The organism is Paenibacillus sp. WG02, from assembly GCF_055396115.1.
In genome coordinates, this window is sequence record NZ_AP036016.1 from 2,243,622 (window position 1) to 2,258,671 (window position 15,050).

The window sequence follows — 15,050 nt, forward strand, 5'->3', positions numbered from 1 at the left end:
AAGTTCAAAGGAAAAGTTAGCACAAAATTTGTGGATGTAAAGCATTTTGAGCAAGGAAGTGAATGGTTAATTTTAACCGTATTAAGTTCACTGGTTTCCGAGGTGTTTTTTAAGTAATTAGGGGAGGTACAACGAATGTCTTTCATGAAAAGGTTCCAAAAATCATTTCTATCACTACTCCTGATAGTCACAGCTTTGGTAGGCAGCACTGGTCTTATCACTGTGCTCTTTCAAGGAAAAAGCTCTGCAGAAGGGGCAGATAGCTCTTCGACGGGTCCGATTTTCAGTTTTATGTCAATGTCGGACACGCATAGCAATACGGGTAATACGGTTAATGCTGTAAGGGATGCTGTTGCTAATAATATCAATTCAATGGTTTTAGTCGGGGATATAACGAATTACGGGGATAGCGGTGAATATGATTCCATACTCAATGCAATCAATTCGGTAAATAATCATCCGCAGATGTATTATACAATTGGAAATCATGAATATGATTGGAGTTCGGATTTTAATTCAGCGCAGAACTTATTCAGACAGAAGGCAGGCATAACAGAAAGTACGGCGTATTACAGCCGGAAAGTACAAGGCTATGACTTTATATTTTTAGGGTTTGATACCAAACCGACCGGTTACGCGTATATGTCCGACGCTGAGTTAGACTGGCTGGAAAGCACGCTTGCTGCAAATGCTGTTCCGGGCAAGCCGATTTTCTTGTTCAATCATCAGCCTATTTACCAGACCGTATCCAGGTCATATGCGAGTGAAGGTTATAGTCCAAGTTCCGTAAATGAGCAGAGGTTCAGGGATATCCTCGAAAAATATCCACAGGCTATTTTAACATCAGGACATCTTCACGACGATATTAAGATACCTGGCAACTTGTACGCCGGGAAATTCTCTGCAGTAAGAGACGGTGCCGTTGTAAATAATCAAGCTATGATTTTTGATGTATATAAAGACAAGGTGCATTTAAAGGGAAGGGATGTAAGTACACAACAAACCATTTGGGAGGGTACTATAAATCTGCAGCCGAGTACTACCGAGGTGTATGAAGCCGAGGATCGTGTATTCACTTATGCAACCCAAAGAGACGATGTCAATGCTTCTGGCGGCAAGGTTGTCAATATGAACGATTCAAGAGCATATATTGAGTCGCTTAAGGTTGACGGAGGAGCTGCTGGCGGCAATAAAATATTGAAAATAAGCTATGCTACCGATGCTGCCAATGTTACCGAGGGAATATATGTAAATGGAGTCCAAGTACAGAACAAACTCAGCTTTCCGACTACCGGAAGCATGAGCTCGTATAGCGATTTGACGGTACCTATCGAGCTGAATCCGGGTCCAAATAACAAGATCGTCATCCAAAGCGATGTCACAACAGCTGGCATTAACATCGATAAACTCCAAATTATGGATAGCGCCACTTACAGCACGATGTGGGGATTCAACAGCAATGGCAACGACAGCATTCCGAATGGGTTTGGTGCAACCTTGAAGGGAAGTGCAGCCTATGATACGACCGATAAAATGGAAGGCTCAGCTTCGCTCAACCTGAACGGTGCTGACGGCAATTATGCAAGCGCAGGCCTTGTATCCACACAAACAGACGATGTAACGCTAACAGCTTGGGTGAAGTGGAATGGCGCTACTTCAGGATCGCAGCAGATCTTGACCAATGGCGACGGCCTGACCAACGGTTATTCCATCGTACTGGACCGTAGCAAGGGCGATAAAGTATCCATTGCGGTCGACGGACAGACGATTCTGGGAACGCAGACCGCTTTGACTGCGGGTCAGTGGACCAATGTAACAGCGGTAAGAAGAGGCGGCGCCTGGGAACTCTATGTGGGTGGCAAGAGCCTACCTGTAACGAATAATATGGCAGCTCCTTCTACGCCAACAACGGGAACGTATATAGGCGCAGACAGCAGCGGCAAACAAAGCTTCAATGGTCGTATTGATGCTGTAAGATTGTATAATCAAGCATTGTCTACAGATCAGATCAGTGCAATTGCCAATGAGACTTCTACCGTTAAGTTGCAAAGCATCGCAATAACGAACCCGCCAACAAAGTTGAATTACCTGCGGGGAGATGAGCTTGCTCTTGATGGGCTGGTTGTGACAGGCACTTACAACGATGGAACAACAAAAGTAATGAGCGTAACTATTGATAATATTACCGGCTATGATAATTCCATTCTTAAAGCAGGACAGCAAGTGACTGTGACTGCGGGTGGAAAGATAGCCAGCTTTAATGTAAATACGTTTGATGTATTGCCTGGTTCAGCATTGGTGCCAGGAAGGATAGAAGGTAGTAACTACAATTTGAAACAGGGTAGTTTAATTAAAATTCAATCGACTACGGATGGCGGACCCGCATATCAAGTGGCTTATACAGCTATAGGCGACTGGTTGGAATACAATGTAGATGTGACCAAATCGGGATCTTATCAAGTAAATTACAGGGTGTCAACAAGAAATAGTGGGACTAGAGGAGAGGTTGAATTCCAAGTAGATGGCGTACCGCAAAAGAGGACCATATTAACAACTTCGGGTTGGGGCGACTATCGCAATATTTCCGATACGGTCGCACTGACTCAAGGATCACACAAAATAAGGCTGTATGTAACAGCAGCTGATTGGAATTTGCGCTGGTTTGAATTGACAGAGATTCAAACAAAGACATTGAACAGCATCACAGCGCCTGCTGCTGTTACAGGCTTGGCCAACGGAACGGCGAAGACAGCGGCAGCTCTTGGATTGCCTGCTGTAGTTTCTCTGGTAACCAGTGGAGGAAATGTGGATGCCAGTGTGACTTGGGATGTAAACGGAGCAAGTTATGATCCAACAGCGGTAACAGGGCAGACCTTTACAGTATCAGGAACCGTAACTCTGCCTGCTGGGGTCGCAAATCCGAACAATGTACCATTGACGACAAGCATTAGCGTTACTGTAATCCCTGCCGTGGGAATACCTGGAAAAATAGAAGCGGAAAATTATTCTAGTATGTCTGGGATTAAAACAGAGGACAGCACGGAAGGAACAAAGGATGTAGGGTATACAGATCCAGGAGACTGGATGGACTACGTTGTTAATGTGCAGAAATCGGCATTGTATAAAGTAGATTACCGAGTAGCAGTAAACTCTGGTACAGGCGTAGTCAATTTATTAGTAGATGGTGTTTCGAATAAAATAACATCGTTTCCGTCAACCGGGGGCTTTCAAGTCTGGAAGACCGTATCCGACAAGGTTTACATAAGTGCCGGCAAGCATACCATAAGGCTGGCCATCAATACAGGCGGCTGGAACCTTAACTGGTTTGAGTTATCTGAAGCGCCGCCAACGAATTTCATGAGCATCACTGCGCCGGCAGCCATAACAGGAGTACCCATCGGAACGGCGAAGACAGCGGCGGAACTTGGATTGCCCGTTAAAGTATCGCTTGTAACCGATGGGGGAAATGTGGATGCTAGTGTGATTTGGGATTTAAATAGTGTAAGCTACGATCCGACTGCCACGACGGCGCAGACCTTCACGGTACCAGGAACTGTAACCCTGCCTAGTGGAGTGGCAAACCCGAATAACGTACCTTTGACAACAAACATTAGCGTATCTACAAAGCCTGCCGAACTAGTAGCCTACTGGAAGTTCAATGAAGGCTCAGGTACAACTGCTGGCGATTCTTCAGGCAATGGCAACGCCGGAACCCTGGTTAGCAACCCCACTTGGACCGATTCGGGCAAGATCAGCGGAGCGCTTGCTTTCAACGGAGGCTCAAGGGTAGAGATCAACCCTCCGGCAACTTTGAATCAAGTGGGTGACGAGACCGTGTCGTTGTGGTTCAAGACTTCTCAGCCTGCAACCGGCACCACGAGTATTTTCCGTCAAGATAAGCGTTTCACGGCCCTACAGTTGACAGGAGGGAATCAGGCTCGCGTGGCCTATTGGCCTAGTAGTTCATCCAATCTTAAAGTGCTATCGTTTCCATGGACGTACAGCGATAACAACTGGCATCATTACGTGGCTACCTACGATCACGCATTGGGGCTGAAGATCTATGTCGACGGTAAGGTAGTGGCAAGCGATGCAACGAACCTCGGTTTGCTTCCGATTGCAACGAGTAAAATCATGCTGGGAGCCAATGAAACCGGTGGAGAAGCTTACAGTGGACTGCTGGATGATGTTCGTGTATTTAACGGTATGTTGAGTCAGGCTCAAGTAACGCAATTGATGAATGAGGGGCAAGGACCGACCCTTACGAACATAACAGCACCGGCAGCAGTCACAGGGTTGCCAAACGGGACAGCGAAGACAGCGCAAGCCCTTGGATTACCCGCAACTGTAGAACTGGTTACCAATACGGGAAGTGTGAATGCCAATGTGGCATGGAATGTTGACGGTTCAAGCTATGATCCGGCTGTAAGGACGCAGCAGACATTCACCGTAAGTGGAACTGTAACTCTGCCAGCAGGAGTGGTAAATCCGAACAACGTCGCATTGACAACGGGCATCAGTGTGACTGTGCTGCCTGCGCCAGCAACACCAAAGTCTACATTGACAGGTATACAGCAGGTACTTTCTGGCCAAGCCTTCACTCTGACGATGGGACTGGCAGACGTTACGCAAAGCGTATATCAGCAAGTGTACGCCCAAGATTTCACACTACAGTATGACCCTGCAAGTGTACAATTCGATTCGGTGACATCCCTGAAAGACGGGTTCCGAGTCATCGATACAAAGGAAACAGCTCCGGGTCAACTCCGGATTGTCGCTGCCACCGTGGGCGCAAACGTGCCTGCCCAAGGCGATATGTTCGCAATCCAATTTAAGGCCAAATCTGTAACCCAAGCAACCAATACGACAATCTCTGTAAATCATGTAAAGATTGCCAATGGACTTGGGAATGAACTGCAGCTCGGCGGAGCTTCCAGTGAGATCCAAATAACTGTACCTGCTATACCTGTAGATAAGGCACAATTGAACGCAACAATCGCAAGCGCGCAGGCGAAGTACAATGCGGCAGTGGAAGGCGGCGGAGACGGACAGTATGTAAGTGGCTCCAAAGCGCTATTGCAGTCGGCTATCGATGCAGCCAAAGCGACAGTAAACAATTCGAATGCCACCCAGCAGCAGGTGGATAGCGCGAAAGCCGCATTGGAAGCGGCAGTTGAAGTGTTTGAAAGCAAGAAAATAATCGCAGATATCAATGGTGGCGGTGTCTCCATCGGTGACTTGGCTGTGGTTGCAGCTGCCTACGGCAAACAACAAGGTCAAGTAGGTTGGAATGAGAAAGCGGATGTCAACCATGACGGCAAAGTAGACATTGTAGACCTTGCTATTGTAGCCAAAGCGATCTTGCAATAAAACAAGTTTAATTGTAGGTAAGTAGAATCTCATAGTCGCTATACAGTACCTGGACGATGAGTACTGTATAGCGACTAATTTGTTTCTTTCGTTTCATCCCTATTGCGATATTTATTTCTTTGTGTATTTGTTACAGATTCTTGTGATCTTCGCACAGTAGTCGATTGCCTTTTTGTGAAAATCGAGTAATCTTTGCTCAGACGTAATGATCGCTGGTTCCAATCAGGGGGTTACCTGACTTGACTTGATTTAGGTCATTATTCATGCGATCTATCTCCTTCTACTAACAGGATATCATTTTGCACAAATGCTTTTTAAGTAGGAGACTTCTAAAGTATTCCCACAGTGCTTTTTAAATATATTGTAAATGTCGAAAAAGTTCATTTTTTGTGATAATTGTACATATTTTTAGGATATTCAATGTATAACTGAAAATTTATGATTAAATCATTAGCGTTGCTAATACTGCGATTTATATAGCATGCTTATTCGGCGTGTGTACTCTATCGAGTAAAGGGTTATTTTTAAGCTACGTAATGAAGATGATACTGTTATCGAAATTTTGTCATTTACTGAAATCAAAAGTAGACAAGCACCCGATCTTCGACAATGGCATTATTAATTCGAGAGTCTTGAATTATTAAGAGTTGAAACAAGTTCAAGCACTTTTAGTTAAAAAAAGACATTGCGACTACGAAGAAAGGAGTCATTTACTCTGATAGCATTCGGGTCAGCGGATGAACTGAATTTGAACAAGGTAGTGAATGGTTTATTTTAGCGGTATTAAGTTCGCTGTTTTCCGAGGTATTATTTTAATTGCAAGCGCTGCTATCTCATTAGATTCGAAGCATGTTGTTCTCATTATCTCCAATCGTTCAGTAGTATATTTTTGAAAGGGCGGATTACTTTAATGTTAAAAAAACTTCTTGGATTCAGTCTGACGTTGCTTCTGACCATGTTCTTGCTTCCGCAGCCTCTTATACATGCAAACCCTAGTCCGAGCTATTTACTTTCCATCAAGGAACCAAGTATATCGGCAGGTAATAACTTTGAAGTGAAGCTGGAAGGAAAACAATTAAGCGATTTGTACGCATTTGAAGTCAATTTATCGTTTGATACAAGCCGTTTAGAGTTTGTAGAAGGTGTCATCGAAAAGAGTGGCGGCTTTACAGTGCATCCAATTGTGGATGGAAACAAAATTCAAATCGCACATACGCAAATGTCTGACACGCCTGGCCAGAGCGGCGATGTAACACTAGCTACGCTGAAATTTCATGCGGTTAATCAGGGAGCGGCCGAAATTGTACTGGATAACGTAAAACAGGTAAATCTGGTGGATTCCAACTTAGTGACTGACGTTGTTCAAGGCAACAGCAAGGTATTGGCTACAATACAAGCACCAAACAATATTAAAATTCCTGCTGTACCTGCAGGTTTGACAGCTACAGCAGCAAGCACTTCACAGATAAACGTAACTTGGAACAATTCAACTGACGCAGCGGGTTATGACCTGATGGTAGACGGAGTCGTTCAAATGGACAGATCAAGTCCGTTCGCACACACAGGTCTTGCAGTAGGCTCAACCCATACCTACAAGGTGAGGGCAAAGAATTCGGCAGGAGTCAGCGAATGGAGTTCACAGGTAAGTGCAAGCTCAAAGGGATCATCGAACAACGATCACAAAGACCCCGACGATCCCAAAGATCCCAAAGATCCCAAAGATCCCAAAGTTCCTAAAGATCCTAAAGATCCTAAAGATCCTAAAGATCACAACAAGCCTATGAAACCTCCGGTTAATGCATTCAATAGTGATATTGTCAATGAGATTAAACTTGTTGATAAGATCACTTCCAGGGTAGAGGAAGCTAAGAAAGCTGATGTAAAGGTTGAAATGACTGACATTAAAGGACACTGGGGTGAAAAGACCATAAATACATTTGTGAAGCTGAGCGTTATTGATGGTTATGAGGATGGAACATTCCATGCGGATGGTCAAATCACACGTGCCGAGTTTGCAATGATCATTTCTCGCATATTCGATATCAACGGTGGCACTAATCCATCGGTTGTTCTGAACGATATTGACAGTCACTGGGCTAAAACCGCCATCGAGAAACTAGCTAGCGCAGGGGCGATTGCCGGTTACGAAGATGGTACATTTAAGCCGGACAAAACGATCAGCCGTGAAGAAATGGTCGTCATTATATCCCGTATTGTCAACTTGAGTATGCTGGATAAAGATGTTTCCAAGGGCAACTTGACGGATATGGCAAGCGCAAGTTCATATGCTGTGAATCAAATCAAAGATGCAGCAGAAGCTGGCATCATCAGTGGCAAGAACAATGGGATATTTGATCCGCAAGGCACATCCACACGTGCGGAGGCTCTTACGATCATTCTGAATGCATTGAACCTTAATCCTCAAGTGAAAGCACTCTTGGACAGCTTGAAAAATATGTTCTAGTCATAATTACTAATAGGAGACTGTGAATATGCCATCCACTTATACTCGAGTCAGTATTCACGCCGCTACGGCAATCTGCTTCCTTTTTATCGTCTTCGTTATAATAAACAAAGGCGCGCCGTTGCTCTCTTTTGTGACTACCGAACAAATCCAATCTTTCAAAACCATTTTTATCAGCATTATATTGGAAGCAATCCCTTTCGTTTTGCTCGGTGTATTGCTGTCTGCATTGCTGCAAAGTTTTGTTTCCGAACAAACGATCCGCCGCTGGATTCCTTCCAATCCATTTCTGGGCATTCTCTTTGCCTGTTTATTGGGTATTATTTTTCCAGTATGCGAATGCGGTATGATTCCCGTCGTCAGAAGACTGATTTTGAAAGGAATGCCGGTATATGTCGCCGTCGTTTTCATTCTTACGGGACCGATTATCAATCCGATTGTGTTTTCCGCCACTTATTTGGCCTTTCGGAATTATCCAGCTATGGCTTATTCGCGAATGGGACTTGCTTTTGTTGTCGCTGCTGGCATCGGTGTACTGTTGTACCGGTTCCTGAAAAGTAACCCTCTGCGCAACAGCCGCGACTTATTGGCGCAAGCATCTTTGGAAGGACATCAGCATCAAGGTAATAAATTAACAACTCTTTTTGTCCATGCCTCGGACGAGTTTTTTGAAATGGGCAAGTATCTTATCTTCGGATCCCTGCTGACCGCTGTCCTCCAAATCTTTATGCATCGTGAAAGTTTGGTCGCCGTCGGACAAGGTCCGCTAAGCTCGCATTTATTTATGATGGGCTTCGCCTATGTGCTGTCGTTATGCTCAACTTCAGACGCTTTTGTCGCTTCATCCTTTCAGTCGACTTTCACTTCGGGGTCTTTGTTGACATTTCTCGTGATAGGTCCAATGCTGGATTTCAAAAGCACTTTAATGTTGCTCTCCGTATTTAAAACAAGATTCGTACTTGTTCTGTCGATGCTTATTGCGATTACCGTCCTTGCGGGATCGCTTCTTTGGGAGGTCCTATGATGAAGGAAAATCGCTTGCTGAGCTTGCATTCTTTGCTGCGTACGATTATTTTGCTTGGATTTTCGTCCTATATCGTATTTTTGACCAAAACCGACGCGCTCCAGTATTACTTAGCACCGCGCATGATGATTTACATCAAAGTATCTGCTGTTGTCTTATATGTCATTGCCTGTTTTCAAGGTTACTCAGCCATTCAAATCTACCGGGGCAAACGAGTGGCCTGCGAATGTGAACAACCTGTTCGTAAGTCTGCTCTTCGAAGTATGTTGTCTTACGGTTTGCTGATTCTCCCTTTGCTCGTCGGTTTTTGCCTTCCGAATGCCGCATTAGGCAGCGCTATGGCTTCGGCCAAAGGGATGAATCTCTCAACTGCGAAGCAGGAGCGGTCCAAGAGCAGCGCCAGTACAGTACCAAGTCGCAACGTGACCCTTGCCGCAACAGGTACTGCCAATACCGATGCGGAGATCGAGCAAATGTTCAACGATGAGTGGGAAAAGGTATCATCCAAGATCGGGATGAATCTATATAAAAAAGATCTGATCGTTGTCAAACCGACTCTTTATAAAGAAATTCTCTCGTCGATTGATTTGTTTAAAAGTAATTTCATAGGTAAAAAAATCGAGATCAGCGGTTTTGTTTACCGTGAAGAAAACATGAAAAGCAACCAGTTTGTCGTCGGGCGTTTTGTCATAAACTGCTGCTCCTCGGATGCCATGCCGTATGGGGCCATGATCGATTTCCCGGAAGCTCAGAACTACACCAAAGATACTTGGGTCAAGGTCACAGGCACGATCCAAAGCGGCAGTTACAATGGCAAGGATATCTTCATGATAAAGGCTGACCAGATTGAGAAAATTGCTGCCCCGGAAACGCCGTATCTTCACGCGAATTACGATCCACTTAAGGAACTTGACTAAATTAAAAAGAGGTCCCGCTATGAAACTGCGTTCACTCCTGTCCTTATTAATCATCTTTTTATGCTTATGCTTAGGCACTGCCACAACTGCATTTGCACATACTACAAGTACGGGCTTATCGTCGTTAAATGTTAAAGGGAACGAGATTCTCTATGACCTTTATTTTGATGAAAAAGATTTGATGGAAAAATTCGATTCTAACGGTGATAATACGCTGGAGAACGGGGAATTGATCTCGCAAAAAGAGAGTCTCGAATCGTATTTACAGAAGGGACTTCGTATAGATGTGGATGCAAAGCCCTTAAAGATGGAAATTCTTTCGATGAAGGTGGAACAGAGGAGTTCTGTAAAATCTGTAGTGTTTCAACTAAGATTTACCGCCGATGAAGCGATCGAACAATTTAATCTCCATTACAATCTGGTGTTTGATGACGGTGTGCCTGCTCATACGAGTATACTCATAGTCCGTTCAGGGGAAAATTTACAGAATGATGTTATTGATAGCGCTAAGAGAGATATTCTGATCAACCTTCCCCATCCTAAGCTTGGCCCTGTTTTGTGGAAATACTTTAAGCTTGGAATCGAACACATTTTGACAGGTTATGATCATTTGCTGTTTTTGTTATCCTTGGTATTAATCGCATCGCGCTTCAAGGATGCATTGAAGATTGTTACTGCTTTTACAATCGCCCACAGCATTACACTATTCTTGGTGGCGTCCGGCCGCGTTCACGTCATTCCGTCTTGGGTCGAAGCGTTGATTGCGGCGACGATCTGTTATGTGGCCGTGGAAAATATGTTTGTTCAAAAGGCGAAATGGCGGTGGGTACTGACAGCCTTATTTGGCCTGATTCACGGCATGGGCTTCGCCGGGGCTTTGGCTGAAACCGGACTTCCGAAGGGCAATCTGATTAGCTCGCTCCTGACGTTTAATTTAGGTGTGGAAACAGGCCAGCTAATGGTCCTATGCTTATTGCTGCCCCTCTTGATTTGGCTTCGAAGGTTCCCGTGGTATCGTAAAATGATGATCTCAACGTCTTGTCTTATTTTTGTGCTGGCATTTTATTGGTTGATTCAAAGATTGCAATAAGGGCAATATTAACGATAGCCTCTCAGCATTCGCCGAGCCTTATGGGACAGGGCTTTGCCTGGCCCAATAAAACTACTTTCCTCCTACTTTGATGGGTTAACACCTAAGGAATATATTCTGAAGAAAAAGATAATGAAATCTTAAAAGCTCACCGCTTATGTCCTCTATTGGGAATAAGCGGTGATTTTTTGTCTGTTGCGTTAGAAATGCAACAATAATTAAATTTTACATGTTTAATTTGTCGGATTGTTTAAAATGGACAGTGTTTTTTTGCGTAAATTCAATCTATGATTCGATTAAAGAGCTAGTTCAAAAATCAACTATCACAGTGGATGGATGTGATAAATGTGAATAGCACAGAAGTGACAAAAAAATTCGGGCATTACAGGGAAGATATTAGAAAAACTTTCATCATCTATGCGATTATTCCGGTCATCATTATTACGCTGGCCAGTTATATCCTGTCGTTTTCCATCCTATACAAGACTATTATTTCAAGGAATCATGACTACAATGTACAAATATCGGGAATAATTGAGAAAATTATTGGTTCTTACCAGGAACAAGCGGATTATTTGTCAAGAGATGAACGCACGTTGTTATATATGAAGTTGAATTTGTCCAACAGTCAATTGTATGAAAGTTTTTATAACTTTGTTAATCAAAGAGAAACGAAAGCAAACTTCTTCGTATTTGACGATAAGCTTAAGCCTTTAGTACAAAGTTCGAATCATATCCCTGAATATGCGCAAGACGAAAGCGCCTTAAAATGGGGACCGCTCCGAAGAATGCAAGAAATGCCTGAGAAGGTCGTTATCGCCAGGCAACTAGCTTTTACTGCCGACAGTCCAAGCTTGACAGTAGGCAAAGCGATTGTTACGGATGGCCGTGTTGCCGGATTTATCACCTTCGATTTTAACAAAAGAGACCTGGTCAAGCTTATCAGCAAAAATTTCTCGACGAGCGTCGTGATCACCGATAATTTCGGGTATGTGATTGCTAGCACGAATGATTTGTTAGTTAACGAATTAGGGAAAATTGATGTGAATTTCAGAGATAAATCAGGTGTTGTCCAATCGAATGATGACAGTCAATATGTTATGAGAACGGAAATACTTGATGGGGGAATATGTATTTATACACTTACCTCAATCGGTTACTTCAAATCCATGCTTATTTTGGCTGGTGTGTTGTTAAGTTTGCTTTTTGGCATGTTGACCTTGACAACCTACTTATCGGCGAGAAAAATTGCGGATAGTAAAACAAGGGTCATTGACGACATTGTTAGGGCGATCGAGAATGTTCAAAACGGTAACCTGGAAACCCATCTCAAGGTCAATACCAATGATGAATTTCAGGTTTTTGCTGAAGCTTACAATCAGATGCTAGATGATATTAAAAACTTGATTGAAGCAAACAAGGAGAAGGCCCGACAAAACGTTTTAACCGAAATTAAACAGCTTGAATCCCAATTTAATCCACACTTCCTGTTCAATACGCTGGAAACGATCCGTTATATGGTAAAAATGAACCACCCTTCTTCTGCGAATACGATGATAGTCGTACTATCTAAACTGTTAAGATACAGTATCAATAGCACCATTACGGATGTAAGTCTTGGGGAGGATGTTGAGTATACCAAGAACTACCTCTTCATTCAAAAATATCGATTTGGAAATAAATTCGATTATGACATCCATGTTGATGAAGTTGCCTTGGACTGCATTGTTCCCAAGCTTATCGTTCAGCCGATCATCGAGAATGCAATTATGCACGGCTTTGCTAACCGTCAATCCTTGCGTGTACAGATCAATGCGAGTATTACCGAGGATAACCTGGTCGTCAGCATTACTGATGATGGTGAGGGGATGGAACCGCAAATTCTACAAAAGATCAGGCATATTCTGGAGCAACATAATAACAATTCTTCCCATGTTGGATTGTACAATGTCCATAGGAGAGTGCAGCTCATTTACGGCGAAAAGTATGGAGTAGACATATCAAGCGAGCATCATGGAGGAACAAACGTAAGAATCACTTTGCCGGTTGATAGGGGAGGTAGCGAGCATGCTGAGGGTGATCATCGTTGAAGACGAGGAGATTATTAGAAAAGGGCTTGTTCATACCGTCGATTGGCTGTCTATGCATTGTACGGTTGTAGCTGATACTGACGACGGGCAGAAAGGACTCCAATTGATTCAGCAGCATCGGCCCGACTTAGTGATTACAGATATTAGGATGCCTGTTATGAATGGGATAGAAATGTTGGATCAAGCTTTGAAAATATATACGTTTCATAGCATTATCTTGACCAGCTATACGGAATTTGAATATGCGAAGCAGGCTATTTCATTGAAGGTGTTTGAATATTTGCTAAAGCCTGTGGATGAAATAAAACTTACGGAAATTATTGAGAATATCAAGCGCAACATTAAGCAAGGCAAGGTTTACGACGACATCAACAATATAACGAAAACGAAAGGCGATACACAACAGATCGATTTGGATGGTTTTCTTAATGACGAACAAAAGCAGAATTATTATGTCAGTGAGACGATCAAGAAAATCAAAAATGAGTACCATAAAAAGCTGACCATTGAAGCTATTGCCGATGGATTGGAAATAAGTCCAAGTTACTTGAGCCGTAAGTTGAAAGAGGGTACGTCCCAAACTTTTTTGGACATTCTTAACACATACAGGATTCAGAAAGCTGGAGAACTGCTCGCCACAGGTAAAAGACGGATATATGAAATAGCCAGTATGACGGGCTTCAGTGAATACAAGCATTTTTGCTATGTGTTCAAAAAATATACAGGCACAAGTCCGACGAATTTTATGAAGTCCGGTAAACGGGTAGTCGTTAAGAATCCGCGAGAAGAAAAGAATGAAAGTGACTAATTATTGAAGTAAGGAGGAAGTTAAATCTCATGAGGGTGTCTGCACCTTTCATGAGATTTTTGTCTAGTTAGATTGTCCCTCAGGGTGTTCATTAATACTGATAGTTGTACCTTTTTTTCGGATTGTCCACAAGATTACCCTGCACTACAATAAAAGTGTAGCAACCATATTATATTAGGAGGAGCCGGAATGAAAAGAACATTAGTACTCTCATTGGCAGCATGCATGTTATTACTGAGCTCTGCATGCTCAAGCCAACCAACAAAGACGGAAAAACCAGCCAATTCGGCCGCTGCCTCAATTTCCCCAAGCAAAGATGGAGGGAAGGGCGAAACTTCCAAATCGCTTGTTGTTTATACAGCAACGGCGACAGATGTTATGAATGTTGTGCTACCTGAATTTGAAGCTAAAACAGGAATTAAGGTTGAGGTCGTTACAGCAGGTACAGGAGAGATTCTCAAAAGGATTGAAGCCGAACAGGCGAAACCGCTCGGAGATATTGAATGGGGGGGCACAACGACGGTTATTGCTCCCAAACAGCAGCTATTTGAACCTTATAAATCGGAGAATGAAAGCTCATTAATCGACTCTACCAAAAACACGGAAGGAATGATTACCCGAAACAACATTATTCCGATGGTGCTTCTGGTGAACAAAAAGCTTATTGGCGATATCAAAATTGAAGGCTATGCCGACCTTCTTAATCCGAAGCTGAAAGGCAAGATTGCATTTCCCGACCCTGCTAAATCGTCAACCGGTTTGACACATATTACGAACATATTACAGACCATTGGAGCTGGAGATCAGAACCAGGGCTGGGATTACATCAAGAGCCTGACCAAAAATCTGGATGGCAAGCTACTTGCAAGTTCAGCGGCAGTTCCTAAGGGGGTTGCTGACGGAGAGTATGTGGTTGGAGTGACTCACGAAGAGTTGGCCTCTGCCGCTGTCAGACAAGGTTCTCCTGTTGAGATTGTTTACATGAAAGAAGGTGTGGTCGTATCCCCTGGGACTGTGCAGATCATTAAGGGCGCAAAAAATATGGAAAATGCTAAAAAGTTTGTTGATTTCCTGACATCCAAAGATTTGCAAACCATGACAGCCACGAAACTCAATATGCGTGCTTCAAGAAACGATGTTCCTCCGCCGCCAGGATTAAAGCAAGTATCGGAATTCAAGATTGTTAAAGAAGATCCCAAGTCCGAACTTGCGAACACCCAGGTTTTGCTTGATAAATTTAAAGATATTTACACAAGCAATTAGAAAATATTCAGTAATCTACAAAAT

Annotated in this window: 8 protein-coding genes; all 8 read left to right on the plus strand. The window is 43.4% G+C overall.

What is annotated here, in order from left to right; genetic code table 11:
- Positions 1–135 precede the first annotated feature (135 nt).
- The 8 genes from ACBP55_RS10365 to ACBP55_RS10400 all read left to right on the plus strand — a co-directional run bounded on the left by ACBP55_RS10365 (position 136) and on the right by ACBP55_RS10400 (position 15,026).
- On the plus strand, positions 136–5,370 hold the full coding sequence (locus ACBP55_RS10365; RefSeq protein WP_464651296.1) for a LamG-like jellyroll fold domain-containing protein: 5,235 nt from the start codon (positions 136–138) through the stop codon (positions 5,368–5,370).
- Positions 5,371–6,280: 910 nt separating this feature from the next.
- Positions 6,281–7,834: an S-layer homology domain-containing protein gene (locus tag ACBP55_RS10370; protein WP_464651298.1), complete on the plus strand. Its 1,554-nt coding sequence runs from the start codon at positions 6,281–6,283 to the stop codon at positions 7,832–7,834.
- A 28-nt stretch (positions 7,835–7,862) separates the two neighbouring features.
- The gene (locus tag ACBP55_RS10375) at positions 7,863–8,858 is read left to right on the plus strand and encodes a permease (RefSeq protein WP_464651300.1); all 996 of its coding nucleotides are present in this window, start codon (positions 7,863–7,865) and stop codon (positions 8,856–8,858) included.
- Positions 8,855–9,775: a TIGR03943 family putative permease subunit gene (locus ACBP55_RS10380; RefSeq protein ID WP_464651302.1), complete on the plus strand. Its 921-nt coding sequence runs from the start codon at positions 8,855–8,857 to the stop codon at positions 9,773–9,775. The genes ACBP55_RS10375 and ACBP55_RS10380 overlap by 4 nt, the downstream gene beginning before the upstream one ends.
- Positions 9,776–9,794: 19 nt before the next feature.
- Positions 9,795–10,865: a HupE/UreJ family protein gene (locus ACBP55_RS10385; protein ID WP_464651304.1), complete on the plus strand. Its 1,071-nt coding sequence runs from the start codon at positions 9,795–9,797 to the stop codon at positions 10,863–10,865.
- 347 nt (positions 10,866–11,212) lie between these two features.
- Positions 11,213–12,955 (plus strand): sensor histidine kinase, encoded by a 1,743-nt coding sequence (locus tag ACBP55_RS10390; protein WP_464651306.1) that lies wholly within the window; start codon positions 11,213–11,215, stop codon positions 12,953–12,955.
- Positions 12,933–13,763, plus strand: a complete 831-nt coding sequence (locus ACBP55_RS10395; protein WP_464651308.1) for a response regulator transcription factor — start codon at positions 12,933–12,935, stop codon at positions 13,761–13,763. Before ACBP55_RS10390 ends, ACBP55_RS10395 begins: the two co-directional genes overlap by 23 nt.
- 189 nt (positions 13,764–13,952) lie before the next feature.
- Positions 13,953–15,026: an ABC transporter substrate-binding protein gene (locus ACBP55_RS10400; protein ID WP_464651310.1), complete on the plus strand. Its 1,074-nt coding sequence runs from the start codon at positions 13,953–13,955 to the stop codon at positions 15,024–15,026.
- Positions 15,027–15,050: the final 24 nt, after the last annotated feature.